Source organism: Actinoplanes sp. NPDC023714, from assembly GCF_040639855.1.
GTDB lineage: Bacteria > Actinomycetota > Actinomycetes > Mycobacteriales > Micromonosporaceae > Actinoplanes.
In genome coordinates, this window is sequence record NZ_JBFAAR010000001.1 from 1,037,434 (window position 1) to 1,063,064 (window position 25,631).

The window sequence follows — 25,631 nt, forward strand, 5'->3', positions numbered from 1 at the left end:
AGGTGCGTTGCAGGGAGGAGGGGTGCGGTGCGATTCGGGAAGAGCGGATTCAGGTGCGTTGCAGGAGGAGGACGTCCAGGTGGCGCAGCATTCGTGGGATGTCCGGGGCTATGCCGGTGAAGAGCTGGAACGCGGCGGCCGCCTGGTAGGCGCACATCGCCGTGCCGCCGAGGGTTCGCAGGCCGGCCGCGCGGGCCGCGCGCAGCAGTTCCGTCTCGACCGGCATGTAGACGATGTCGGCCACCCACAGGCCGGGGTGGAGCAGCTCGGCGGGCAGCGGGATCCCCGGGTGGTGGTGCATGCCGATCGGGCTGGTGTTGATGAGGCCGTCGGCGGTTCCGATCGCTCGGCGCAGGTCACGGACGGGTTTCTGGCCGACTTGGACCGATAGATCGTGGCTTCTCGTCTCGTCGGGGTCGACGATGGAGAGGGTCTCGGTGCCGAGCTCCAGCAGCGCGTGTGCCACGGCCGCACCCGCCCCGCCGGCTCCGAGCTGCACGACATGCCTCAGCGGGACATCGGGCAGATGGGCGCGAAACGACCGGAAGAATCCGTACGCATCGGTGTTGTGACCGAACCGCCTGCCGTCGCGGAAGACCACGGTGTTGACCGCCCCGATCGCCCGGGCCTGCGGGGAGAGGTCGTCGAGCAGCGAGATGACCCGCTGCTTGTAGGGATGGGTCACGTTGACCCCGGCGAATCCGTCGCGCTCGGCCCCGGCCAGGGCCGCGTCGAGATCGGGTGAGTCGAAGAGCGTGTACGTGAGGTCGAGCCCCTGTGACCGGCCCTCCGCCTCGTGCAGCGCCGGGGACAGCGACGTGCCGATCCCCGCCCCGATCAGTCCGCACCGGCACTCCGCCACGTCACACCCCTGTGCTCATCAATGTACTAACTGGTACGTTAGTTATCGGGTGTGACGGGGACCACTGTCAAGGCCCACGGCAGACTTGCCTCATGGCGCAGGAGAAGACGCAGGAGAAGACGATGCTCGGAGTCCGGCGGCGGGATGCCGGGCGAACCCGGGCCGAGTTGCTCGACGTGGCCACCGAGGAGTTCGCCGAGCGGGGCTACAGCGGCGCCCGCGTCGACGAGATCGCCGACCGGACGCGCACCACCAAACGGATGATCTATTACTACTTCGGCGGGAAGGAGCAGCTCTACCTCGCGGTGCTGGAGAGGGCGTACGCCGAGATCCGCGCCGCCGAGCGGGCCGTCGACGTCGACCACCTCGACCCGGTCGCCGCGGTCCGCCGGCTCGCCGAGGTCACCTTCGACCACCACGAGGCGCACCCGGCCTTCATCAAGCTGGTCGGGGTGGAGAACGCGCAGCAGGCCAAGCACATGAACCACGTGGCCGGCCTGGTCGACCTCAACAGCTCGGCGGTCGCGCTGCTCGAAGGGGTGCTCGAGCGCGGCGCCGCCGACGGGGTGTTCCGGTCCGGCGTGGACGCTCTCGACGTACACATGCTGATCAGCTCTTTCTGTTTCTTCCGGGTCGCCAACCGGCACACGTTCGGGGCGCTCTTCGACCGGGATCTGCTCGACCCGGCGCGGCGCGAGTTCTACCGGACCATGCTCGGCGATCTCGTCACCGGATATCTACGCATATAGGAGGATTTATGCGGCGCTCGATCGCGACCGTCTGCGTCTCCGGGACGCTCGACGACAAACTCACGGCGGCCGCCGCGGCCGGCTTCGACGGCATCGAGATCTTCGAGAACGATCTCGTGGTGTCGCCCTGGTCGCCGCGGGAGATCCGGCAGCGCTGTGACGACCTCGGGTTGACGATCGAGCTCTATCAGCCGTTCCGCGATTTCGAGGCGGTTCCGCCCGCGCTGCTCAAGGAGAACCTCGCCCGGGCGCAGCGCAAGTTCGACGTGATGTCGGCGCTGGGTGTGGGGACGATGCTGGTCTGCTCGTCGGTGCATCCGGCCGCCATGGACGACGACGAGCTGGCGGCGGAACAGCTCTCCGACTTGTCGGATTCAGCGCGAGATAATGGTGTGCGAATCGCCTATGAAGCCCTCGCCTGGGGCCGGCACGTCTCCACCTGGGACCACTCCTGGCGGATCGTCCAGCTCGCCGATCACCCCTCTCTCGGGCTCTGCCTCGACTCCTTCCACGTGCTCTCCCGCGACGTGCCACCGGACGGCATCGCGGACATCACGCCCGGGAAGATCTTCTTCTTGCAGCTCGCCGACGCGCCCTATCTGCGGATGGACGTTCTGCAGTGGAGCCGCCACCACCGGCTCTTCCCCGGTCAGGGCAGCTTCGACCTGGCCGGATTCGTGGCGCTGACCCGGGCCGCGGGTTACGACGGGCCGCTGTCGCTGGAGGTCTTCAACGACGTGTTCCGGCAGTCGGACCCGGCGCGTACGGCCGTCGACGCGATGCGTTCGCTGATCGCGCTGGAAGGGTCCATCCCACCTAATCCCGAAATTTCGGGTTATGCCTTTACGGAGCTCGCCGTCGACGGCAACTCCGGCCCGTCGCTGCGCACCGCCCTGCGCGGCCTCGGCTTCGCGCACACCGGCCAGCACCGCACCAAGCCGGTCGAGCTCTGGGAACAGTCCGGCTGCCGCATCGTGCTGAACAGCGCCGTCACCCGCCCGCAGGCCGCCACGATCAGCGCCTTCGCCGTGACCTCCGCCGATCCTTCCCAGTCACTCCAGCGTGCCGAGGCCCTGCTCGCCCCGGCCCGCCCGAACGCCCGCGAACCCGGCGAAGCGGAACTCGCGGCGATCACCGCCCCGGACGGCACCAGCATCTTCGTGACCGATCCCGGCAACGACTGGCGCAACGACTTCCTGCCGACCGGCTCGGCGTCCCCGGGCGCCGGCCTGCTGACGACCGACCATCTGGGCCTGGCGCAGCCGTTCGACAACTTCGACGAGGCCGGCCTCTTCTACCGCACGGTGCTGGGCCTCGAACCGCTCGCCACCGAGGAGTACGCCGCCCCCTTCGGCCTGATGCGTTCCCGCTCGCTGACCGGCGACGGCCGCCACCTCCGCCTGGCGCTCACCACGGCCCTGCTCCGCCGCGGCGACTGGGCCCCCGCCGTGTCCGATCCCCAACACGTAGCCTTCAGCACCGCCGACATCTTCGCGACGGCCGCAAAACTGACCCTGCCGCCCCTATCAGTTCCAGACAACTACTACGAGGACCTGGCGGCCCGCTTCGCCCTCCCCGACGCCGTCGTCGCCGCACTCCGCCGGCACGGCATCCTCTACGACCGCGACCCCGCCGGCGGCGAACTGCTGCACCTCTACACCCCGGTCCTCGGCGGCCGCGTCTTCTTCGAGATCGTCGAGCGCCGCGCCGGCTACGACCGATTCGGCGAGCCCAACGCCCCGGTCCGGATGGCAGCCCAGCGCCACAGCCGCCTGCTCTCCGGTGGTTGATCTTCCTTTTCGGTACGAAGACGAGCGCCCGTCCCGGCCGGATCCCTCCGCCCCCGATCGTCCCCCGCGAGCCCCTGCCCGGTCCGGGCCACCGCGCGAGCTGCGGGATAGGTGCCGGGTCAGGCCCGCGACCACCGCGCCCGTCCCGCTCCGCGGGGCGGCTCCGGCAGGACGTCCGGTCCCGCTCACGATCCCCCACCCGGGCGATGGGTCGCGCTCCCGGCGAGGCTCACGCCGGGCGCTCCCGTCGAGGCTCACGCCGGGCGCTCCCGCCGAGGCTCACGCCGGGCGGGTGCTCGCGGCCGCCACGGTGAGGAAGCACATCGCGGTGATGGCGCCGACGGCCAGGGTCAGGGTGCCGGCCGGGGCGCCGGACATGGCCCAGGCGTCGCCGGCGAGCAGGGCCGTTCCGGAAATCGCCGCGGTGACGGCGAGACAGCGGGAGCCGGCTGCCGCATAGCGACGGGAGCCGGCTGTCGCATTGCGGCGGGAGCCGGCTGTCGCGTAGCGGTGGGCCAGCACGTAACAGGTGGCGATCAGCGCGGCGAACGTGATCGAGCCGGCGGCCATGTGGCCCATCGCGGAGGGGCTCATCGTGGTGGGGACGGTGTCCGGGGTACCGGCCGGGAAGCCGCTGCCCGGGTCCATCACCAGTACACCGGCGGCGACCATGCCGAGGCCGGCGAGACGTACCAGCCGGGGCGCCCATCGTCCGGGCAGCGCACCGGCGCCGGCGATCAGCAGGCCGCCGGCCAGCACGAAGTTCGCGATCTGGATCCAGCCCAGCGAACCGGTGCTGAGCAGGCTGAGCGGGTGCCGCATCAGATCGAAGCCGTCCCGGGTGGCGACCTGCGCCAGCGAGACGACCGCCCAGAGCGGACCGGCGACGGCGAGCGCGATCCGGGTGCGGCCGGCGGCGGTGGCGGTGGTGGCGGTGGTGGTGGCGGGGTGGCTGGTCGTGGTGGTCATCGGAGGACTCCTTCGCTGGTGGGTTCCGACCGGACGTCGTCTGGTGGCATGTGACAGGTAATGCTTCGATTACCTGTCACATGGGCCGGGGCGACGCCGTGGCGACGATCCACCGAAAGGGAGAACGATGCGCTACCTGATGCTGCAGAAGTCGCACGCCGGCGAGCCCGACGAGAAGCTGTACGCCGAGATGGGCGCGTTCATCGAGGAGTTGACGGCGTCCGGTGTCCTGCTCGCCACCGGCGGGCTCGACGCGGCCGGCTTCAAGATGACCTCCGCGGGCGACGACCTGACCATCACCGACGGGCCGTTCACCGAGGCCAAGGAGGCGATCGGCGGGTTCGCGCTGGTCGAGGTCCGCTCGAAGGAGGAGGCGGTCGAACTGGCCCGCCGCTTCCGGAAGATCGTCGGTGACGGCGAGACGCTGGTCCACCAGGTCTTCGGCCCGTGACCGAACCCTCGGCCGAGCCCGGCGCCGCGCCGCGAGAGGTGGATCCCGGCGCCGCGCCGCGAGAGGTGGAGCCCGGCGCCGCGCCGCGAGAGGTGGAGCCCGGCGCCTCACCCCGAGAGGTGGAGGCCGCGAGCGTCGCCGGGGCGGTGTGGAAGCAGGAGTCCGCCCGGATCGTGGGCGGGCTCCTGCGGATGGTCCACGACGTCGGGCTGGCCGAGGAGTTCGCGCAGGACGCGCTGGTCGCCGCCTTGGAGCAGTGGCCGGTGGGCGGGATTCCGGACAACCCGGGCGCCTGGCTCATGACGATCGCGAAGCGGCGGGCCGTCGACCACCTGCGCCGCGAGGAACGGTCCGGCCGGGCGCGGGATCAAGCGGCCAGGGAGGAGGAGCCTGCCGGACCGGGCGGCGACGACGTGCTGCGGCTCATGTTCACCGCTTGTCACCCCGTACTCGAAACCCAAGCTCGAGTGGCACTCACCCTGCGCGTCGTCGCGGGCTTGACCACCGCGGAGATCGCGCGGGCTTTCCTGGTCGGCGAACAGGTGATCGTCCGGCGGATCGCCGACGCGAAACGGACGCTCGCCGAGGCCGGGGTGGCCTACGAGCCGAGCGGATCGCTGGCGTCGGTGCTCGAAGTCGTCTACCTGATCTTCAACGAGGGGTACGCGGCCACGTCCGGCCATGATCTGATCCGGTCGGAGCTGACGCTGGAGGCGTTGCGGCTCGGTCGGCTGCTGGCCGGACTGGCGCCGGACGAGGCCGAGGCGCACGGGCTCGTCGCGCTCATGGAGATCCAGCAGTCGCGGTCGGCGGCGCGTACCGGGCCGCGCGGTGAGCCGGTCCCGCTGCACGAGCAGAACCGGGGCCGCTGGGACCGGCTGCTGATCAGGCGAGGGTTCGCGGCGATGCTGCGGGCCAGGGCGGCGGGCGGCTCGCCCGGACCGTACGTCCTCCAGGCCGCGATCGCGGTCTGTCACGCGCAGGCCCGGACCGCCGGGGAGACCGACTGGCCGCGGATCGCGTCCCTCTACGACGCGCTGGTCCACCTGCTCCCGACGCCGGTGGTCAGGCTGAATCGGGCGGTGGCGGTCGGTTTCGCCCGCGGTCCACAGGCCGGGTTGGATCTCATCGACGAGTTGCGCGCCGATCCGAGGCTCTCCCGATATCACTTACTGCCCAGCGTACGAGGGGACCTCCTGTGGCGGCTGGGCCGGACACCGGAGGCACGGCGCGAACTGGAACGGGCCGCTGGGCTGGCCGCCAACGCCGCCGAGCGGGAGTTCCTGCTCACCCGGGCCGCGGCGCTCACCGTTCCGGAGGAGCCGGCCGGGCCGCCGCTCGGCGCCGCGATCACGGCGTTCCTGGAGCCGTTGACCGCGAGCACGGGCCGCGCCTACGGCCAGTCGCTGCACCGGGTCGCCGAACTCCTCGGCGAACGCACGCCGCTGCCGGAACTGACCGCGGACCGGGTGGCCGAGGCGTGCGGGTCGCTCTGGGCGGACGTGATGCCCCGGACCTGGAACCGGCACGTCGCGGCGGTCCGCTCGTTCACGGCCCACGCCGGCTTCCCGGATCTGGCCGCCGGCCTGAAGAACCGGGCAGCGGCGAACACGGGCGTGGGAGGAGATGTGGCGCTTCCCGCTGACGCCCCGCTCAGGGAGAGGGCACTGTGGACGCTGGTTCGGGAGTCGCGGGCGCCGATCGGGGTGATTCTGCGCATCGACGTCGAGGACATCCGGGATGGGCGGACTGCCGACGGGCTGGTCAGGTGGAGTGCCGGGACCGGTGGGTTGGTGGAGGCACTGTGCTCCGGCCGTACGCATGGGCCGTTGTTCCTCTCCGAACGACGGACCGGACCCGGCCGCCCGCCTGCCGCGCGGGACCTCTGCCCGATCACCGGCAGGCGGCGGCTGTCCTATGAGCGCGCCGCCTATCTGTGCAAACGGCTGACCGGGCAGACTCTGAGCCGCCTGCGGCCCGGCTGAACAGAGCGGCGGTCACGAGACCCGGGATCAGCGGAAGGCGGCGTGGCCGGTCAGCTTCTGGCCGATCACCAGGGTGTGGATCTCGGAGGTGCCCTCGTAGGTCAGCACCGACTCCAGGTTGTTGGCGTGCCGGAGAGGGGAGTACTCCAGGGTGATCCCGCTGCCGCCGAGGATGGTGCGGCACTCGCGGGCGATCGCGAGCGCGGTCCGGACGTTGTTGAGTTTGCCGACGCTCACCTGGTGCGCTTTCAGGGCGCCGGCGTCCTTGAGCCGTCCCAGGTGGAGGGCCAGCAGCAGCGACGTGTTGAGGTCGACCGCCATGTTCGCGAGCTTCTCCTGGGTCAGCTGGAAAGCGGCGATCGGCCGGTCGAACTGGATGCGGCTCCCGGCGTAGTCGAGGGCGGCGCGCAGGCTGTCCCGGGCCGCGCCGGCCGAGCCGAAGACGATGCCGAAGCGGGCCTCGCCGAGGCAGCTCAGCGGGGCGCCGAGGCCCTCGGCCAGGGGGAGCCGCGCGGAGGCGGGCAGCCGGACCTCGTCGAGGATCAGCTCGCCGGTGATCGAGGCGCGCAGCGAGAGCTTCTGCTTGACGGTGCGGCTGGTGAAGCCGGGGGTGCCGCGCGGGACCAGGAAGCCGCGGATGCCGTCCTCGGTCCGCGCCCACACCGTGGCGACGTCGGCGATGCTGCCGTTCGTGATCCACATCTTGGTGCCGGTGAGGATCCAGTCGTCGCCGTCGCGGACGGCCCGGGTGCGCATGTTCGCCGGGTCGCTGCCGAAGTCCGGCTCGGTCAGGCCGAAGCAGCCGATCGCCTCGCCGGCCGCCATCCGGGGCAGCCACTCCTGCTTCTGTTCCTCGGAGCCGAAGCGGTGGATCGAGTACATGGCGAGCGAGCCCTGCACCGAGACGAAGCTGCGCAGCCCGGAGTCGCCGGCCTCCAGTTCGAGGCAGGCCAGCCCGTAGGCGACCGCGCTCGTGCCGGCGCAGCCGTAACCCTCGAGGTGCATGCCGAGGAGGCCCAGTTTGCCGAGCTCCGGCGCCAGTTCGCGGGGGAACGTACCCTGCTCGAACCAATCCGCGATGTGGGGACGCACGTGGTCGGCCACGAACCGGGCCACCGTCTCCTGGATGTGCCGCTCCTCCTCGCTGAGCAGGCCGGCGACATCGAGGAGATCGAGTTGGTCAGTCATACCAGGATTGTGCACCCCCGGTAACCGAATCGGGGGAATCAGCGACCTCTCAGCGAGATGATCTAGCCTCAAGATCATGACGGTGGTGAACGACTTCATCGATCCGGAGGTGCGGGAAGCGGTCTCCGGCTTCCTGGGTGACGTGGAGGTCGGGCTGCGCGCCGCGGTGGTCAGCCCGGAGCCGCTGATCTCCGAGGTCGCCGCGCACCTCGTCGAGGCCGGCGGCAAGCGGTTCCGCCCGCTCGTCGTGGCGCTCGCGTGCCAGTTCGGCGACGAGGGAGATACCCGCGGCCGCGACGAGGCCGTCGTCATGGAGCTGACCCACCTGGCGACGCTGTACCACGACGACGTCATGGACGAGGCGCCGATGCGCCGGGGCGCCGCCAGCGCCAATTCGCGCTGGACCAACTCGATCGCCGTGTACGTCGGCGACTACCTGCTGGCCCGGGCCGCGGCCATCGCGGCCGGGCTCGGCGAGGAGGCGGTGCGGCTCCAGGCCCGTACGCTGGCCCAGCTCGTCCGGGGGCAGCTCGCCGAGACCGTCGGGCCGCGCGGCGCCGACCCGATCCGGCACCACCTGCGGGTCATCGAGGACAAGACGGCCTGCCTCATCGCCACCTCGGCCCGGCTCGGCGGGATGGCGGCCGGCCTGCCCGCCGATCAGATCGCCGCGCTGGAGGCGTTCGGCACCTCGATCGGGATCGCCTTCCAGCTCTCCGACGACCTGCTCGACATCGCGTCGGAGTCCGCGCAGTCCGGCAAGACGCCCGGCACCGACCTGCGCGAGGGCGTGCCGACGCTGCCGGTCCTCTACGCGCTCGCGGCCGGCGACACCGGCGCCGACTCGCAGCGGCTCAAGGAGCTGCTCACGTCCGGCCCGCTCACCGACGACGCCCTGCACGCCGAGGCGCTCTTCCTGCTGCGCGAGTCGGCGGCGCTGAAGCAGGCCCGGGAGACCGTGCACGGGTACGCCGAGGACGCCCGCCGGCACGCTCGCGCGCTGCCTGCGGGGGCGCCGCGGCGGACCCTGGAGACGTTGTGCCACTTCATGGCCGAGCGCACCGGGTAACCCGTACGCCGTTTCAGTGATACCCGTCACCGGATGACGTCAGTACCGTGTCGGGCATGGTCGGCCTGCTCGAGCGGCTCAGCCCGGGCGACCACGCCTGCCTGGTCGCCGGTGACGAACCCGCCCTGACCCGCAGCGTGGCCGCGTACGTCCGGGCGGGCCTGCGCGCCCGGCACCGGGTGCTCTACCTCGGCCGGGGTGAGCGGGTCGTCTCCGAGCTAGCCGCGCTCGGCGTCGACGTGCGGTCCGCGCTCGCGGCCGGCCGGCTGCGGATCGAGTCGGCCGCCGGGGAGTACGTGCACGGCGGCGCGTTCGACGTGGAGGCCTCGGTGGCGCACTTCCGGGCCCAGGCCGAGCAGGCCCGGTCCGAGGGGTTCCGCGGGTTCCGTGCCTTCGGCGACATGTCCTGGGCGGCCCGGACCGGCCGGACCGCGCTGCTGCCGCACTACGAGGCCCGGGTCAACCGGCTCTTCGCCGAGGGGTTCGCCATGGGCGTCTGCCTCTACGACCGGCGGCTGTTCGGGGCGGTCGAACTACGCGACATCATCCGCTCGCACCCCTGCACCATCACGGCGCAGACCGACCCGGAGGCGGTGCCGCTGCTGCGGGCCGTGCGGATCGCCACGCCGGACGGCGCCGGCGTCCGGCTCGAGGGCGAGGCCGACCTGTCGAACCGGAACGCCCTGCGCACCGTCCTCGAGCACCTGGCCGAGGAGTCCGGTGAGACGCTGACGGTCGAGGTCACGGCACTGCGGTTCGCCGACTCGGCGGCGGCGCGCACGCTGCTGGGGGTCTCCGGGCCGGGCCGCCGGAAGCTGCGGGTGGTGGGCTGCTCGGCCACGCTGCGCCGGCTGTTGCTGCTGCACGGGGCCGGCGCCGAGGTGGAGTTCGCCTAGAGGATCACCACTACCTTCTCCGCGGCGCCGGGCGTCGAGCCCAGTTCCAGGGCGCGCTGCGCGTCGGCGAACGGAATCCGGTCGCTGATCAGCAGTTCGTACCGTTCCCAGTGCTCGACCAGGTCCTTGGTGACCTCGAAGATCTCGGTGGGGTAGCCCATCGACAGCACCACTGTCAGCTCGGTGGTGAGCAGGCCGCCGAAGTCGACCGGCACCGGCTTCTTGTGCACGGCCACGATGCCGAGGGTCGCGCCGTGCTTCGCGGCCGCGAGCGCCGTCTCGAGGACCGCCGGGGCGCCGGCCGCGTCGAGGTAGATGTCGGTGTCCGGGCGCTCGCCCCGGACCGGCGCCGAAGACCACCACCTTGTCGCCGGGCTCCGGCGCGGTCCGGTTCACCGCGTGGCCGGCCACCGCCATCGGCTCGTTGAGCGCGAGCACCTCGAACGGGATGTGCTTCGGCACGGTGACCAGGTGCGTGCCGGCCACGGCACCGCGGACCAGCACGAACTCGGCGAGGCCGCCCTGCGCGCCGCCGCTGCCGATGATCCCGTCGCTCGACGCCATCGGGTTGAGCACCACGTGGTCGCCGGCCGCGATGCCGGTGACCTCCGATCCGACCTCGACGACCTCGCCGGCCGGCTCGTGGCCGAGCGGGGTGGCGCCCTGCCGCGGCGGGATGCCGCCGACGGCGATGTAGAGCCCGTCCGAGCCGCAGATGCCGCACGCGCGGATCCGGACCAGGACGTCGGCCGGCCCGGGCACCGGCTTCTCGATCTCCACGAACGCGGTCCGGCCCGGCCCGGTGACCTGTACTGATTGCATGGCGACCTCACTAATTCGTATAAGTTGACGAGTACGATAGCTCGCGTGACGACCTCGGCGCGAGTGACGATGCGCGACGTCGCGCGGGCCAGCGGGGTCTCCCAGGCCACCGTGAGCTTCGTGCTGAACGACACGGCGAACCAGACGATCCCGGAGGCCACCCGCGAGAAGGTGCGCCGGGCCGCCGCCGAGCTGGGGTACGTGCCGAACTCGATCGCCCGGGCGCTGCGCGAGGGCGCGTCCCGGATCGTCGTGCTGGAGGTGGGCGGCCTGCCGCCGGGCCGCAGCCTGGACGCCTTCATCGCCGGGATGGACGCCGAGCTCGCCGCGGCCGGGCACGGCCTGCTGGTCTCCTACGGCTCGGCCGCCACGGCGATCGACGCGGTCTCGCCGCGGGCGGTGATCGACCTGCCGGCGATTAACGCGACGCCGGACGGCAGCATGCACGGGATGGCCGCGCACGCCCGTGTCCAGATCGGACATCTGGCGGCCCGCGGTCACCGGTCGATCGCGGTCGCCGTGCCCGAGGAGGGCGGTCTGGTCTTCGACGCGACGGCCGGCCACGTGCGGGCCGCGGCGACGGCACTGGATCTGCCCGAGCCGGCGACCCTGCTGGTGGGGGCGGCCGAGACGACGGCCGAGCGGTTGCGGGCCCTGCTCGGCGAGGGGACCACGGCGGTCGCGGGCCTCGACGACGACCTGGCGATCAGCGTGCTGGCCGCCCTGATCGATCTCGGTCTGCGCGCTCCCGATGATCTCGCGGTGATCGGTTTCGGCGACACCGCTCAGGGCGCTCTCTGGCGTCCGAGGCTCACCACGGTGCGGATCGATGCCCATATGTACGGGCGGAGAACCGCGCGCCAGGTGCTGGGCCTGTCCACGGCCGACGTCAAACCCGCCCCGGCCGAGGTGGTCGGCCGGGACTCCGCCTAGGAGAAGTCGCCCCGGACGCTCAGGTCCGGCGACGACGCCGTGGACGCCGTGGCCTCGTACGTGTCGGCGCCCGCGTCCCGGCCCTCACCCGGATGCGTGTACTTCGCCGTGAACGTGTACTCGCCCGGCGCGAGCGTGTCGGCCGAGGAGAGCACGAACCGGTAGAGGAACACGTCGCCCTGCTCGGTGACCGAGGTGGTGACGCTGCCGCCGGGCGTCCGCTTCGTGGCGCCGCGCGGGGCGAACCCCTCGGTGCGGGCCACCCGGATGACCACGTCGAGGGCGGTCAGCTCCTCGGTCGTCGTGAGCGTCACGACGCTGGAGCCGTCGACGACCGAGCCGTCCGCCCGGAGCGGCGTCGGGTCCTCTTCCGGCGCCTTCGTCCTCGGCTCCTCCGGCGCCGTCGTCCTCGGTGCGGGCTTCCGCGACGGTGACTTCGGGGAGGCCGGCGACGGCGCCGCGCTGCTCGGCGCGGCCGACGGGATCGCCGGCGGAGTGGTCACGCTCGGCGTCGGAGGGGGCGTGTCGTCGTCCCCGGCCAGCGCCCAGTTCGCGACGCCGCCCCCGGCGAAGAGGGCGGCCACGGCCGCCGCGGCGGCGGCCGTCCGGATCCGGGAACCCCGCTGCGGCGCCCGCCGCCGGGTGACCGGCTCCCCGGTCGCGGCCATGGTGATCCGGTCGAGCATCGCCTCGCGGTCCGGCCGGTGCGCGTCCGCCTCGGCGCGCAGTGCCGCGCGCAGCTCGTCGTCGGAGAGTCTCATCGCGCCGCCTCCCACCCGTCGATCCGTGTCACGCCGCTGTCACCGAGCAGTTCGGCGAGTTGCTTCGCGCCGCGAGAGGTGGCGCTCTTCACCGCGCCGACGGAGATGCCGAGGATCGCCGCGACCTCGCGTTCCGGCAGGTCGAAGGCGTACCGCAGGACCACGCAGGCGCGGCGGCGGTGCGGGAGCCGGCGCAGCGCCCCGCGGACGTCGAGCACCGCCGGGACGTCGCTATCGGTGCGGCCGCGCCGGAAGCCGTCGAGCGTGAGCAGCCGCTCCCGGCCCCGGCGGCGGACCCACTGCCGGGCCAGGTTCATGAGGATGCCGTGCCCGTACGCGGCCGGGTCGTCGGCGGCCGTGACCCGGTCCCAGTGCCGCCAGCACTCGGTCAGGGCGTCGGCCGCGAGGTCGTCCGCGGCGTCCGCCTCGCCGGTCATCAGGAAGGCCAGCCGGGACAGGGAGGCGTGATGCCGCTCGAAATACGCATGGAACGCGCTTTCGCGCATGAGTGAACACCTCCCTGGACCGGGAGACGTTAGAGATCCGAGCCGCCGGAACGCAAGGCGATGAGACCGGATTATCAGAGGGGGAAGCCGGCGGGAAGCGGCTCCCCCCGTACGCGGCAGGGGTCTAATGCTCTTCGGGAACCGGAACCGGGGAGACCCGCCAGATGCGGGCGGCGTAGTCGGCCACCGTGCGGTCGGCGGAGAAGAAGCCGCTGTGCGCGGTGTTCAGGATCGACATCCGGGTCCAGCGATCCGGGTCGCGCCAGGCCTGCTCCACCGAATCCTGACATTCCAGGTATGCCCGGTAGTCCGCCAGCGTCAGGTACTCGTCGTGGCCGAGCAGGGAGTCCGCCACCTCGTGCCCGACGCCGCCGAACACGCCCGCGTTGATGGCGTCGACGGCCTGGCGCAACTCCTCGTCCCGGTCGTAGAACTCGCGTGGACGGTACCCGGCGATCCTGGCCTCCGCCGCCTCGAACGCGTCCAGGCCGAAGAGGAAGAAGTTCTCCTCGCCGACCCGGGCCCGGATCTCGATGTTCGCGCCGTCGAGTGTGCCGATCGTGAGCGCGCCGTTGAGGGCCAGCTTCATGTTGCCGGTGCCGGACGCCTCCTTGCCGGCCAGCGAGATCTGCTCGCTCAGGTCGGCGGCCGGGATGATCCGCTCGGCGAGGGTGACGTTGTAGTTCTCGGCGAAGACCACCTTGAGGTACGGCGAGACGACCGGATCCGCCGCGACCGTGGCCGCCACCGCGTTGATCAGCCGGATGATGTTCTTCGCGGCGTGGTAGGCCGGCGCCGCCTTGCCCGCGAACAGGATCGTGCGCGGCACCCAGTCGGCGCCCGGGTTCGCCCGGATCCGGTGGTAGAGCGTGATGATGTGCAGCAGTTTGAGCTGCTGGCGCTTGTACTCGTGGAAGCGCTTGATCATCACGTCGTGCAGCGAGTCCGGATCGCCGGCGGCCAGGTCGACCTTGTTGGCCCGCTTGATCGCCCGCCAGCGCTCCTGGAATGCGGCGTCACCGGCGAACGCCTCCAGCTCGGCGAGGCGTTCCAGGTCGGTGAGCCAGCCGTCGTCGCCGAGCGACTCGGTGATCAGGTCGGAGAGGCGCGGATTGGCGAGCCTCATGAACCGGCGCGGCGAGATGCCGTTCGTGACGTTCTGGAACTTGGCCGGCCACAGGTCGGCGAAGTCGTCGAGCACGGTCTCGCGCAGCAGCTTCGAGTGCAGCTCCGCGACGCCGTTGACGGCCTCGGTGCCGACCACCGCGAGGTTCGCCATCCGCACCCGGCGCTCGCCCTCCTCGCCGATGATCGACATCCGGCGGATGCGGTCGGTGTCGCCGGGGAACCGGTCCTCGACCTCGCGCAGGAACAGCATGTTGATCAGGTAGATGATCTCGAGGTGGCGGGGCAGCAGCCGCTCGAAGACGTGCACCGGCCACGTCTCGAGGGCCTCCGGGAGCAGGGTGTGGCAGGTGTACGCGAACGTGCGCCGGGTGATCGACCAGGCCCGGTCCCAGTCGACGTCGTATTCGTCCACGAGCAGCCGCATCAGCTCCGGGATCGCGATCGTCGGGTGCGTGTCGTTGAGCTGGATGACCGTCTTCTCGGCGAAGTCGTCCCAGTTCTCGTTGCGCAGCCGGAACCGGCGGATGATGTCCCGCAGCGAGCAGGAGACCAGGAAGTACTGCTGCTTGAGCCGCAGCTCGCGGCCGAGTTCGGTGCTGTCGTCGGGGTAGAGGACCTTGCTGATGTTCTCGGCGCGGACCGCCTCCTGCACGGCCTCGGCGTATTGCCCCGCGGAGAACCGGCTCAGGTCGAACGAGGCCTCACTGCCCCGGGCCCGCCACAGCCGGACGATGTTCACGGTCTCGGTGCCGTACCCGGGGACCAGCATGTGGCTGGGCTCGCCGAGCACGATCTCGCCGGGGACCCACCTCTTCCGGGTGTCCGAACCGGGAACCGGCTCGGTGTGCCCGTAGAACCCGACGGTCTGCCGGTCGTCCGGCGCCGGGAACTCCCACGGGTTGCCCTGGAACGCCCAGTCGTCCGGCCGCTCGGCCTGCCCGGCCTCGCCGATCGACTGCTTGAAGATGCCGAAGTCGTAGCGGATGCCGTAGCCCACGGCCGGGATGTCCCGGGTCGCCATCGAGTCGACGAGGCAGGCCGCGAGCCGGCCCAGGCCGCCGTTGCCGAGGCCCGGCTCGATGTCCAGGTCCTCGATCTCCTCGAGCGTCAGCCCGAAGTACTTGACCGCCTGGGCGGCGATCTCGCCGGTGCCGGAGTATAGGAGGTTCTGCTCCAGCTGGGCGCCGAGCAGGTACTCGGCGGAGAGGTAGTAGACCCAGCGGGGGTTGCTGGCGTAGTGCGCGGCCGCGGTCCGGGCCCGCCGTTCGGCCAGGTGGTCGCGAACCGTGAGGGACAACGTCTCGTAGGCGTCCCGCATGCTCGCCGACTCGACCGTGGTGCCGCGCCGGAAGTAGAGGTTGCTCAACAGGTCCTGCTGGAACTCATCGACGGTCTTGCCAAGCTTGCGAAGACCGATGCCCTGTCGAAGATCCATGCCGCCATTGTGCCGCGTTCAGGTTTCCGATTGCCCAGCTTCCGCGTTTGTCGGCTTTCCGGCATTCATTCGTACGGGATGACGGCCGTGCCCGGTGTGCCGGTGGGGAACGGGGGCGGGCAGGATACTGCGCGGGAGGTGCTCGTGCTCGAGAAGTTGCTGCCGGACGAGGTCCGCAGCGCCGAGGCGTTCAGTGACGATCCGGGCGAACCGTGCTTTCCGGGCGAGGAGGATCTGGTCGCCACGGCGGTGCCGGGGCGGCGCCGCGAGTTCGTGACGGCGCGGCGGTGTGCGCGGGAGGCGCTCGCGCTGCTGGGGGAGCCGCCGGTGGCGATCCGGCCGGGTGCCCGGCGGGAGCCACTGTGGCCGGACGGCGTCGCGGGGAGCATCACGCACTGCACCGGCTACCGGGCGGCGGCCGTGGCGCGGCGCAGCGAGATCGCCAGTGTCGGCATCGACGCCGAGCCGCATGCGCCGCTGCCGGCGAGGGTGCTGCCGGCCGTGACGACCGAAGCCGATAGACGGCATTTGTCGCAGATGTCCAATGTGGCGCACTGGGATCGACTGCTCTTCAGCGCCAAGGAATCGATCTACAAGGCGTGGTACCCCCTGACCGCCCGCTGGCTCGGATTCGAGGACGTGTCGCTCACGATCGACCCGGTGGCCGGCACGTTCACCGGCCGCATCCACATCGACGCCCCGTTCGACGAGATGCACGGGCGGTTCGTGATCGACCACGGCCTCGTCGTCACGGCGGTGCTGGTCCCGGCGTGACGCCGTCAGGAGCAGAGGGGCGAGGGCTCGCTGCCTTCGGTCCGGCTGAGTGGGATCTCGATGCGGCAGAGCCTGCGTACGGCGGCAGCCGGGTCCAGCGGCCAGACGCCGACCTGGCTGTCCGTCCCCGCGGTGGCGAGGAGCTGCCCGTCCGGGGAGAACGCGAGGCCGGCCGGCGGCTCGGTGTGGCCCTCGAGGGTGGCCGTCACGGTCCGGCTCCGGCCGTCCCAGAGCTGGACGTCGCCCCGGACGCCGGTGACCGCCAGCGTCCGCGCGTCCGGTGAGAAGGCGATCCGGTCGACCTGGCCGAGCTGTACCGGCGACTGCCAGATCGTCCGCTCGCCGCCGGCGCTGCGGACGTCGACGACCCGGTTCGTGCCGGTGACCGCGAGCTGCCTGCCGTCCGGGGAGACCGCGAGGTCGAGGGCCTGGTAGCGGCCGAGGTGCTGGCCGCCGATCTCGGTGAGCCCGGGCACCCGCCAGGAGCGCAGCACCGACTGCACGGCGGGCCGGCCGGTGCCGAAGTCGGTGGTCGTGGTGGTGACCGCGGTGTGCAGGACCGCGCCGTCGGCGGAGAAGGCGATCGCGTACGCCGTGTCGTCCCCGAGACCGGCCGTCCCCACCGGCTTCCGCCCGGCCACGTCGTAGACCAGCACCCCGGACGGCACGGTCCCGGGCTCGTCCTCCAGCCGGCTGCCGGTGGAGACCGCGAGCAGCCGGCGGTCCGGGGAGAGGACCAGGTCGCGCGGTTCGCCGGGGAGCGGGACCCGGGCGAGGCGGCCGCCGTCGGCGTCCCAGATCTCCAGGGTGCCGGCGAACGTGGCGACGCCGAGGACGCCGCCGTCCGCGTGGACGAGGCCGCTCACCCCGCCGGCCGGCCGGAACGCGCGCACCAGCTCGCGGGAGGCGGTGTCCCAGATCCGGACCGTGCCGTCGAGCCCGCCGGCGGCCAGCGTGCGCCCGTCCGGGGAGAACGCGACGTCGTAGACCGCGCGGTCGTTGTTCAGGAAGTTCACCGCCCGCCGGAAGACCACTGTGGGATCCTCCGGCCCGGTCACCACGACGACCTGGCCGTTCGCCGAGGACGCGGCCGCGCCGTAGGCCCACAGCCCGGTGTCGAGCGTGCCGGGGATGTCGTTGGTGAGCGACGAGATGTTCGCGGTGCGGCGGATCCCGTTGGAGATCACCATGCCGTCGCCGGTCACCGCGATCCTGCCGGGCGCCGACGAGCCGGACGATCCGGAGGCGACGGTGCGGAGGCGGCGGCCGGACGGCACCTCCCACTGCGCGACGTCGCCGCCGCGGCCCGCGGTGATCAGGGTTCCGTCCGGGGCGAACGCGAGGTAGACCGCCTCGGGCAGGGTCGTCACCGGTCTGCCCTCGCTCACCGACCAGAGCTGGGGCCGGTCGTTCGCGCCCCGCTCGGCGACGAACCGGCCGTCCGGGCTCGCGGCGATGTCCCAGCCGGTGCCGGGGTCGGCCGCGAACGCGCGGGTGAGCCGGCCGGTGGCCGCGTCGAAGAGACCGAGCCGCAGGTCCGCGCCGGACTTCGGGGCGTGCGCCGCCACCACGGTCGCCGACCCGGGCAGCCAGGTGGCCGCGCCGAGCGCCTCGAGGGTGCGCAGCGGCCGCCCGGTCGCGGCGTCCCAGATCCGCACCCCCGGGTTGACGAAGGCCCCGGAGAGCAGGAACCGGCCGTCCGGCGAGAACGCCAGCGAGGTCACCTGGGTCTGCTGCGGATAGGCGAGCGGCTCGCCCTGCGGCGTGAGGGTGGTGGCGTTCCAGAGCCGGATGGTCCCGTCGGTGTGCCCCACCGCTATCCGGGAGCCGTCCGGGCTGACCGCTGCCGACCATCCGCCGGGCGCGGTGCCGAGCCGGCCCGCGAAGCGGGTCATCTGGGCGGAGAGCAGCGCGCTCCGGGCCTCGGTGGTCGGGGCCGTGTGCCAGCCGGCCAGGGCCTTGCGGACCGCGCGGCCCTCGTCCTGGCGCAGGGCGCCCACCGACTCGGCCGCGTACTGGCGGGAGAGCGAGTCGCGGCTCTGCCGCTCGGACTCCTCGCGCTGGTCGAGGGCGTAGAGTCCGCCGCCCACGGCCAGCAGCAGGGCCGCGGCCAGGCCGGCCGCCAGGCGGCGGAGGCGGTTCGTGCCCCGGCGGCGGTCGGCCTCCCGCTGGTCGGCGGCGGCCCGGCCGGCGGCCAGGTAGGCGCCCACGACGCCGTCCGGGCCGGTCAGGGACTCCCGGGCCGCGAGCAGCCGGGAGCCGCGAGGGAGCAGGTCGGGGTCGCGGCCGGACCGGTCCCAGTCCTCGGCCGCCTCGGTGATCCGGCGCCGGAGCAGCAGGTCCTCGCGGGCCTCGGCCACCCAGCCGGCCAGCCGCGGCCAGCCGGTCAGCAGGGCCTCGTGGCTGATCTCCACGGTGTCCGCGCCGACCGTGACGAGCCGGGCCCGGACCAGGCGGCGCAGGACCCGGGAGTCGGCGGCGGCGCGCTCGCCCCGGCGGCGCGCCACGGTGCCGTCCTCGGTCACCGTGACCAGGGCGAGCAGCGCCTCGCGGAGGCGTTCCCGGTCGTCCGGCGGCTGTTCCAGGTAGATCCGCTCGGCGGTGTCGGCGACGGCGTGCCGGATCCCGCCGGTGGCCCGGTACGCCCCGATCGTCAGCCGGACGCCTTCGCGCTGGTCCCAGGTGGCGCGCAGGGCGTGGGCGAGCAGCGGGAGGGCGCCCGGCTCGTAGCCGTGGTGGTCGTCCGCGCCGAGGTCGCGCAGCAGCAGGTCGGGCAGCCCGGGCTCGACGCTGAGACCGGAGTGCTCGGCCGGCTCGACGACGGCCCGGCGGATCGCGTCCGGGGTGAGCGGGCCGATCACCACGTGCCCGGCGGCCAGCACCCCGGCGAGCGGGGGCAGCGCGACGCAGGCCGGGTAGAAGTCGGAGCGGACCGCGATCACCACGAGGGCCGGGGCCGCGGTGGTCAGCTCGGTGGCGTAGGCGAGCCGCTCGGCCGGGTCGGGGCACTGCGTGAACAGCTCCTCGAACTGGTCGACCACGATGACCGGCCGGTTGCCGTCCGCGGCGGCCTTCGCGGCGAGCTCCCCCAGCGAGCGGCCGGCCGCGCCCCCGGCCAGGGCGCGGACCTTCTCCCGGAGACGAGCGAGGGGACGTACCCCCGGGCTTGTCACCACCCACGGCCAGGCCGCCGCCTGCGCGCCCAGCGCGCCCCCCGCCAAGCCGGGCAGAAGTCCCGCCCGGACCAGCGATGATTTGCCCGCGCCGGAGACCCCGGTGACGATCAGCGGCGGACCGCCGACCGCCTGCTCGGCCAGACGGCCCAGCAGCTCGGCCACCTCCGGCTCCCGGCCGCGGAACCACGGCGCGTCCTCGGGTTCGAAGTGGACCAGGCCGGGATAGGGCGGCACGGCGCCGCCCGGCACGTCGGCCGGCACGCCGTCCCCGGCCGGAAGCTGCTCGCGGGTGAAGGCGACCAGGTGGCGGCGCACCTCGTCGAGCTCCCGGTGCAGCCGCAGGCTCTGCGTCGCGAGCTGCCGGCCCAGGCGGTCCACGCTCTCCCGGACGTCGGTGAGCATCCAGCGCAGCTCGCGGACGCCGAGGCCGAGCTCCTGGAACGCCGCCTCCAGGGTGTGCCGCAGCTCCTCGTCGACGACCGCGGCCTCGCCGATCGCCGTGTTGACCGCGTCGACCTCGCGCAGCACGCGCGAGATCTCCTCGTGCAGCGCGCGGCCGTCCTCGCCGGCGGCGGCCAGGCGGGGGAGGAGGTCGGCGGCGAGGGCCTCCCGCCACTCGTCGGCCGTGGGGTTCCTGAGCCTCTTCGCGGTGTCGGCCATGGCGTCGGCGAGGAAGTTGCTCCCCATCCCGCCCAGCTGATCAAGAGCGGTCGTGAACTCCGACGGCGCGCCGAGCCCGGCGCCCGCGATCGGCGCCACCGCCGAGGCGGTGAGGAATGCCAGGATCGCGTACGGGCCGGCCGACCGCACCCGGGACCCGGCACGTCGCACCCAGGCGCGCACACCCGCCCTGGCCTGCTCGGCCGCGGCCTCCGGATCGGGTTCGCGCACGTCTGCCGTCCCTCATGGACATCGACACCCTTGAAGGCTCCATGATGGCACCGGCGTGCGAGGGTGGCGCCGTCCTCGTACGGTGGGGAGCGTGGCGAACACGCTGAGCGATGCGGCCGACACGGAACGTATGGATGCTCTCGGCCGGCGGCCCGTGGCCTGGTGGCCGGTCGGCCTGATCGCCTCCGGGACGACGCTGCTTCTCCTGATCACCGCGGGCCGGTACGACTACCACCGCGACGAGCTCTACTTCCGGATGCTCGGCATGCGCCCGCAATGGGGATACGTGGACCAGCCGCCGTTCACCCCGCTGCTGGGCCGCCTCGGCATCGAGGTCTTCGGCGACACGGTGTGGGCCATGCGGGTCCCGTTCGCGATCATTCTCGGACTCGTCGTGGTGCTGACCGCCCTCATCGCCCGGGAGGCCGGCGGCGGCGCGGGCGCTCAGTCGCTCGCGGCGGCCGGGGTGGTCAGCGTCTTCCCGCTCACCGCCGCGCACGTGGGCTCGACCGCCGCGCCCGACCTGCTCGTCTGGCTCGGCGTGATCTTCTTCGTGATGCGGGCGCTGCTGGCCGGCCGGGAGCGGGCCTGGCTCGCCGCCGGCGTGACGGCCGGCCTGGGCCTCTACAACAAGCACCTCGTCGTGCTCCTGCTGCTCTGCCTCGGCGCCGGGCTCCTGATCGCCGGCCCCCGGGAGGTGTTCCGGTCGCGGTGGCTCTGGGCCGGGGTGGCCGCGTGTCTCGTCGCCGGCCTGCCCAACCTGATCTACCAGCTGGTCAACGGGTTCCCGCAGGCGGCGATGGCCGCCGCCATCAAGGCGAACAAGGGTGACGAGTCGCGGGCCCTGCTCATCCCGCTGCAGTTCGTGCTGCTCATCCTGCCGCCGGTGTGGATCGCCGGGATCGTGGTGCTGCTGCGGGACGCCCGGCTGCGGGCGGTCCGGTCGCTGGCCGTGGCGTACCCGCTCATGCTGATCCTGGTGCTGGCCATGGCCGGGCAGCCCTACTACCCGCTCGGCCTGCTGCTGGCGCTTTTCGCGATCGGCGCGGTCCCGGTCGCCCGGTGGGCGCGAGGCTGGCGGCGGCACCTCCTCGCGATCGGGGTCGCGGCCTTCGCGCTGCTCGCCGTCCTGTCGTCGCTGCCGGTCGTCCCGGAGGACCGGCTCGCCGAGAGCGGGATCGCCGAGATGAACGAGACCGTCGCCGACCAGATCGGCTGGCGGGACTACGTCTGGCAGGTCGGCAGCGTCCACGCCGGGCTCTCCGAGGCCGATCGGCGCAGGGCGGTGCTCTTCACCGGCAACTACGGCGAGGCCGGCGCCCTCGACCGGTACGGGCGTGCGCTCGGCCTGCCGGACGTCTACAGCGGGCACAACGAGCTGCACCACTTCGGCCCGCCGCCGGCCGGCCGCACCGTGGTGATCGCGGTCCTCCAGGTGCCGCCGCGCCTGCTCGGCGACTGCTCGCCGAAGGCCCGGCTGCGCAACGCGGCCGGGGTGGAGAACGAGGAGCTCGAGGCGCGCGTCTACGTGTGCCGCCTGGACCGGCCGTGGACCGCGATCTGGCCGGAGCTGCAGCACTACGACTGACGGGTCTAGATCTGGCGGTTCCGGCCGGCCAGGGCGCCGGCGATCATCTGGGGGACGGTGAGGGCGACCATCACGGCGAGCGGCGCCTTCCAGCTGTCCGTGGCGTCGTGCAGGGCGCCCACCACGAACGGGCCCGGGATGGCGATCAGGTAGCCGACGCTCTGCGCGAAGGCGGACAGCTTCACCACCGTCGCGGGTGAGCTGCCGCGCAGCGCGATCATCGTGAGGACCAGCGGGAACGCGGTGTTCGCCACGCCCAGCAGGATCGCCCAGAGCCAGGGCGCGCCGGACGGCGACAGGAGCAGGCCGCCCCAGCCGGCGATGCCGAACAGGCCCAGCGCCACCGCGATGGCGCTCTGGCTGCGGATCCGGCCGGCCAGCGAGGAGAGCGCGAAGCCGAGCGGCACCCCGAGGAACGAGGTGGTCGCGAAGAGCAGGCCCGCCATCTCCGCCGAGATCCCGGCGTCACGGAAGATCTGCGGGAGCCATCCGATGATCACGTAGGCGGCCGTCGACTGCATGCCGAAGTAGACCGCGAGTGCCCACGCGACGGGGTGGCGGGTCACCCGTACCGAAGAAGGCTTCTGCCCTGGATCGTGGGTCTTCGCGCCGTCCCGGGCGATCATCAGCCAGGGCGGGAGCGCGACCACCGCGGCCAGCGCCCAGCAGGCCAGCCCGAGCCGCCAGTCGTCGCCGAACGCGCCGGTCAGCGGCACGGTGGCCGCCGCCGCCGCGGTCGCGCCGATGTTGAGCGCCACCGTGTAGAGGCCGGTCACGGTGCCGACCTGGTGCGGGAAGTGGTCTTTCACCACCGAGGGCAGCAGCACGTTCACGAGCGCGATGCCGGCCAGCGCCACCGCACTGAGCAGCAGGAACGTCACCGAGTCCGGCGCGAAGGACCGGGTGGCGAGACCCGCCGTGAGCAGGGCGATACCGCCGAGGATCACGCGAGCGGCGCCGAAGCGCCGGGCCAGGCGGGGCGCGGCCAGGCCGATCGCCGCGAAACACACCACGGGTACGGAGGTGAGCAGGCCCGCCACGGTGGTGGACATCCCGAGGCCGGTGCGGAGTTCGGTGAGCACCGGGCCGACGCTGGTGACCGCCAGGCGCAGGTTGACCGCGGCCAGCAGCAGCGCGATCAGAATGAACAGCCGACCCTGGCGGCGCGCGACCGCCCGTTCCTCGAGTAACACCACGGAAACATCATGACCCCTGGTCAGGGGCCGGTGCCCGGCCGCGTGTGTACGGTCACAGCGGCCGGTCGCTGCTTACACCGCCGCGGACGTCTCCTGCTGGCGCTCGGTCTGCTCGTTGAACTCGCGCTTGCTCGACTGCCAGCCGTCCTCGTTCATCCCGTTGCGCCAGTAGCCGGAGATGGAGAGCTGGTCCATCGTGAGGCCGCGGTCGAGACGCAGGTGGCCGCGGAGATCCCGGACGAAGTTGGCCTCGCCGTGCACGAACGCCTGCACCCGGCCCTCGGGGAAGGTCAGGCCGCGGACCGCCGGGCAGAGCAGCGAGCCGACCGGGCGGCCGCCGCGGTGCAGCCAGGTGATCTCGGCGTCCGCCGGGGTGTCCAGCTTCTGCTCCTCGTCCGCCCCCTCGACCTCGAGGAACGCGCGCACCCGGGCGCCCGCCGGCATGCCCTCCAGCGCCGCGGCGATGGCCGGCAGGGCGCTCTCGTCGCCGGCGAGCAGGTGCCAGGAGGCGTCGCCGTCCGGCGCGTAGCCGCCGCCGGGGCCCATGAACCGGAACGGGTCGCCGGGCTTGGCCCGCGCGGCCCACGGGCCGGCGATGCCGCTGTCGCCGTGCACCACGAAGTCGACCCACATCTCCGGGACCTCGGGCAGCCATCTGCGCACCGTGTAGGTCCGCACCACCGGCCAGGTCTCGCGCGGCATCGTCTCGCGGATGACGCCCATGTCGAAGGGCTCCGGGTAGTCGGCGCCGGGCTGCGGGAAGAGCACCTTGATGTAGTGGTCGGTGAACTCCCCGGCCGTGATGCCGGCGAGAGCGTCACCGCCGACGACCACGCGGACCATGTGCGGGGTCAGCTGCTCGACCCGGGTGACCACGCCCTCGTGGGCCGGTCGCGGTGGTCTGTTCGCCATTACTGCACCTCACTGCCCTGGGAACCGCATACCGGCAGGTAAGGCTACCCTTAATTTCCCTGATGTAACGGGTCGCACCCCGGTGAATGTGACTTATCCCGGCGAAAAAAGCGGCCGCGGAAGTCCGCGGCCGCTTCTCTCAGTCGTTCGTCAGCGCCAGGAGTTGCGGGGGCGGTTGCGCATCAGCGCCGCCGCGACGAGGCCCACCAGCAGGAGCACCGCGCCACCGCCGACCCAGGCGATGTTGTTCGCGATCAGGCTGATCGGGCCGCTCTCCTCGGCGACCGGCGGCTCGGCCTGCGGGTTCGTGTCGGCCGGGACGTACTCGATCTCGTCGGGAGCGCCGTCGTCGCCCGCGCCGGTTCCGGTCGAGTCCTCGTCGGTCGTGGCGTCGGTCGCGGCATCGGCGGCGGGGGAGGACTTCGGCTTGGCGGCCTTGGTGGTCGCCTTCGGAGTCGCCTCGTCCTCGGCCGTCGATTCCTCGGTCGAGGACTCGGTGCTCTCGGTGCTCTCGTTGTTGTTGTTGTTGTTGTTGTTGTTGTTGTTGTTGTTGTTGTTGTTGTTGCTGCTCGCGCTCTCCTCGCTCTCCTCGTCGGAAGAGCCGGAGTTGTTGTTCGCCGAGACGTCGTCGTCCGACTTCGTGGTGGCCTTGGTGGTCGCGTTCGTGCGCGGCGTCGCCGTGGTGGTGTCCGGCTTCGGCTCGACAGTCGCGTTCGGCTTGGCGGTCGCGGTGGCCGCGGGCTTCGTGGCGGCCGGCTTGGTCGGCTTCACGGCGCCGCTGTTGGTGTTGTTCCCGCCACCGTTGTTGCCGCCGCCGGCGTTGTTGCCACCGCCGTTGTTGCCACCGCCGTTGTTGCCGCCGCCGGCGTTGTCTCCGCCGCCGCCGTTGTTGCCGCCGCCGCCGTTGTTGCCGCCGCCGTCGTTGCCGCCGGCGGCCTGGACGGTGACGCGGACCGAGTCGAGGGCGGGCGTCTGGTTGGCGCGCTCCATCATCGGGATGCGGTGCGAGCCGTCACCGGCCCACGACGAGCACTGGGCGGTGCCCTCCTGCGGCAGCCCCGGCACCTGGATCGTCACGGTGTCCGGCTCGGCGCCGCCGCGGCTGTCCTCGGTCGCCACGAAGAAGGCCGGGACCGGTTCGGGCGCGGGCGCCTCGTCGGTGCTGGTCAGCATCCGGCACGCGGTGTGGAAGTGACCGCGGACCAGGCCGTTCTGCAGGACCGAGCTCTCCACGTAGTACCCGCCCTGGCCGGCCGCGAGGAAGCGGTCCCGGATCAGGTTGCGGGTGCTGACCCGCAGCGTGAACGGCGTGGCGACGGCGACCTCGCGGGGCGCCTCGGTGATCAGCAGCGTCGGGTTGTTCGCGGCCGCGCCGACCTCACCGAACTCGGTGGAGACGCACCGGTTGCCCTTCTGGAAGCCGTCGTGCGCTTCGAGCTGACTGTCCACGCAGGTGTCGGTCAGGATCGTGAGGTTGTTGCCCACGACCTTGCCGGCGCCGCTCTCGCCGGCGCGCGTGGCCGGAGTGTCCTCGGCGTACGAGAACTGGG

The 25,631-nt window shown here is 72.5% G+C and carries 19 protein-coding genes and 2 pseudogenes; 9 read left to right on the top strand and 12 right to left on the bottom strand.

What is annotated here, in order from left to right; translation table 11 throughout:
• Nucleotides 1-49: 49 nt before the first annotated feature.
• Complete coding sequence (locus AB0G10_RS04975; protein WP_360916593.1) at nucleotides 50-862, bottom strand: shikimate dehydrogenase; 813 nt, start codon at nucleotides 860-862, stop codon at nucleotides 50-52.
• Between the two features lie 92 nt (nucleotides 863-954).
• Between AB0G10_RS04975 and AB0G10_RS04980 the strand changes: the two genes are divergently transcribed.
• On the top strand, nucleotides 955-1,611 hold the full coding sequence (locus AB0G10_RS04980) for a TetR/AcrR family transcriptional regulator (protein WP_360916596.1): 657 nt from the start codon (nucleotides 955-957) through the stop codon (nucleotides 1,609-1,611).
• 8 nt (nucleotides 1,612-1,619) lie between these two features.
• Nucleotides 1,620-3,401, top strand: a complete 1,782-nt coding sequence (locus AB0G10_RS04985) for a TIM barrel protein (RefSeq protein WP_360916599.1) — start codon at nucleotides 1,620-1,622, stop codon at nucleotides 3,399-3,401.
• A gap of 279 nt (nucleotides 3,402-3,680) precedes the next feature.
• Here AB0G10_RS04985 and AB0G10_RS04990 read toward each other — a convergent pair whose 3' ends face one another.
• A complete protein-coding gene (locus AB0G10_RS04990) occupies nucleotides 3,681-4,370 on the bottom strand; it encodes a DUF998 domain-containing protein (RefSeq protein ID WP_360916602.1) in 690 nt (229 codons plus the stop codon).
• Nucleotides 4,371-4,497: 127 nt separating this feature from the next.
• Between AB0G10_RS04990 and AB0G10_RS04995 the strand changes: the two genes are divergently transcribed.
• Together AB0G10_RS04995 and AB0G10_RS05000 are read left to right on the top strand one after the other, a co-directional pair.
• A complete protein-coding gene (locus AB0G10_RS04995) occupies nucleotides 4,498-4,821 on the top strand; it encodes a YciI family protein (protein WP_360916605.1) in 324 nt (107 codons plus the stop codon).
• Nucleotides 4,818-6,806, top strand: a complete 1,989-nt coding sequence (locus tag AB0G10_RS05000) for a DUF6596 domain-containing protein (RefSeq protein ID WP_360916608.1) — start codon at nucleotides 4,818-4,820, stop codon at nucleotides 6,804-6,806. The genes AB0G10_RS04995 and AB0G10_RS05000 overlap by 4 nt, the downstream gene beginning before the upstream one ends.
• Before the next feature lie 27 nt (nucleotides 6,807-6,833).
• Here AB0G10_RS05000 and AB0G10_RS05005 read toward each other — a convergent pair whose 3' ends face one another.
• Nucleotides 6,834-7,994, bottom strand: coding sequence for an acyl-CoA dehydrogenase family protein (locus tag AB0G10_RS05005; RefSeq protein WP_360916611.1), 1,161 nt, complete (start codon nucleotides 7,992-7,994; stop codon nucleotides 6,834-6,836).
• A gap of 76 nt (nucleotides 7,995-8,070) precedes the next feature.
• On the opposite strand from AB0G10_RS05005, the gene AB0G10_RS05010 reads away from it, so the two are divergent.
• Entirely contained in the window at nucleotides 8,071-9,063 is a 993-nt protein-coding gene (locus AB0G10_RS05010) for a polyprenyl synthetase family protein (RefSeq protein ID WP_360916613.1), read from the top strand.
• A gap of 56 nt (nucleotides 9,064-9,119) precedes the next feature.
• Nucleotides 9,120-9,959, top strand: coding sequence for an MEDS domain-containing protein (locus tag AB0G10_RS05015; protein ID WP_360916616.1), 840 nt, complete (start codon nucleotides 9,120-9,122; stop codon nucleotides 9,957-9,959).
• On the opposite strand, the gene AB0G10_RS05020 is transcribed toward AB0G10_RS05015, so the two are convergent.
• Both AB0G10_RS05020 and AB0G10_RS05025 read right to left on the bottom strand, forming a co-directional pair.
• On the bottom strand, nucleotides 9,956-10,195 hold the full coding sequence (locus AB0G10_RS05020) for a hypothetical protein (RefSeq protein WP_360916619.1): 240 nt from the start codon (nucleotides 10,193-10,195) through the stop codon (nucleotides 9,956-9,958). The genes AB0G10_RS05015 and AB0G10_RS05020 overlap by 4 nt on opposite strands.
• Before the next feature lie 379 nt (nucleotides 10,196-10,574).
• A pseudogene (locus AB0G10_RS05025) lies at nucleotides 10,575-10,781 on the bottom strand (alcohol dehydrogenase catalytic domain-containing protein); the annotation flags it as partial.
• A gap of 45 nt (nucleotides 10,782-10,826) precedes the next feature.
• Between AB0G10_RS05025 and AB0G10_RS05030 the strand changes: the two are divergent.
• Entirely contained in the window at nucleotides 10,827-11,714 is an 888-nt protein-coding gene (locus tag AB0G10_RS05030; RefSeq protein ID WP_360916622.1) for a LacI family DNA-binding transcriptional regulator, read from the top strand.
• Here AB0G10_RS05030 and AB0G10_RS05035 read toward each other — a convergent pair.
• The 3 genes from AB0G10_RS05035 to AB0G10_RS05045 all read right to left on the bottom strand — a co-directional run bounded on the left by AB0G10_RS05035 (nucleotide 11,711) and on the right by AB0G10_RS05045 (nucleotide 15,544).
• On the bottom strand, nucleotides 11,711-12,475 hold the full coding sequence (locus AB0G10_RS05035; RefSeq protein WP_360916625.1) for a hypothetical protein: 765 nt from the start codon (nucleotides 12,473-12,475) through the stop codon (nucleotides 11,711-11,713). The two genes, AB0G10_RS05030 and AB0G10_RS05035, sit on opposite strands and share 4 nt — an antisense overlap.
• Nucleotides 12,472-12,981, bottom strand: a complete 510-nt coding sequence (locus AB0G10_RS05040; protein WP_360916628.1) for a SigE family RNA polymerase sigma factor — start codon at nucleotides 12,979-12,981, stop codon at nucleotides 12,472-12,474. Before AB0G10_RS05040 ends, AB0G10_RS05035 begins: the two co-directional genes overlap by 4 nt.
• A gap of 124 nt (nucleotides 12,982-13,105) precedes the next feature.
• Complete coding sequence (locus tag AB0G10_RS05045; RefSeq protein WP_360916631.1) at nucleotides 13,106-15,544, bottom strand: glycogen/starch/alpha-glucan phosphorylase; 2,439 nt, start codon at nucleotides 15,542-15,544, stop codon at nucleotides 13,106-13,108.
• 144 nt (nucleotides 15,545-15,688) lie between these two features.
• On the opposite strand from AB0G10_RS05045, the gene AB0G10_RS05050 reads away from it, so the two are divergent.
• A complete protein-coding gene (locus AB0G10_RS05050) occupies nucleotides 15,689-16,318 on the top strand; it encodes a 4'-phosphopantetheinyl transferase superfamily protein (RefSeq protein WP_360916634.1) in 630 nt (209 codons plus the stop codon).
• 5 nt (nucleotides 16,319-16,323) lie between these two features.
• Here the strand turns inward: AB0G10_RS05050 and AB0G10_RS05055 are convergent, their stop codons facing one another.
• Nucleotides 16,324-20,385, bottom strand: coding sequence for an AAA family ATPase (locus tag AB0G10_RS05055; protein WP_360916636.1), 4,062 nt, complete (start codon nucleotides 20,383-20,385; stop codon nucleotides 16,324-16,326).
• Between the two features lie 91 nt (nucleotides 20,386-20,476).
• Between AB0G10_RS05055 and AB0G10_RS05060 the strand changes: the two genes are divergently transcribed.
• Entirely contained in the window at nucleotides 20,477-21,973 is a 1,497-nt protein-coding gene (locus tag AB0G10_RS05060) for a glycosyltransferase family 39 protein (protein WP_360916639.1), read from the top strand.
• Nucleotides 21,974-21,978: 5 nt separating this feature from the next.
• Here AB0G10_RS05060 and AB0G10_RS05065 read toward each other — a convergent pair whose 3' ends face one another.
• From AB0G10_RS05065 to AB0G10_RS05075, 3 genes and pseudogenes are all read right to left on the bottom strand, one after another.
• The gene (locus tag AB0G10_RS05065) at nucleotides 21,979-23,169 is read right to left on the bottom strand and encodes an MFS transporter (protein WP_360916641.1); all 1,191 of its coding nucleotides are present in this window, start codon (nucleotides 23,167-23,169) and stop codon (nucleotides 21,979-21,981) included.
• 72 nt (nucleotides 23,170-23,241) lie between these two features.
• Nucleotides 23,242-24,081 (bottom strand): siderophore-interacting protein, encoded by an 840-nt coding sequence (locus AB0G10_RS05070; protein ID WP_360916644.1) that lies wholly within the window; start codon nucleotides 24,079-24,081, stop codon nucleotides 23,242-23,244.
• A gap of 936 nt (nucleotides 24,082-25,017) precedes the next feature.
• Nucleotides 25,018-25,548: pseudogene (locus AB0G10_RS05075) on the bottom strand (Pecanex-like protein 1); the annotation flags it as partial.
• Between the last annotated feature and the right edge of the window lie 83 nt (nucleotides 25,549-25,631).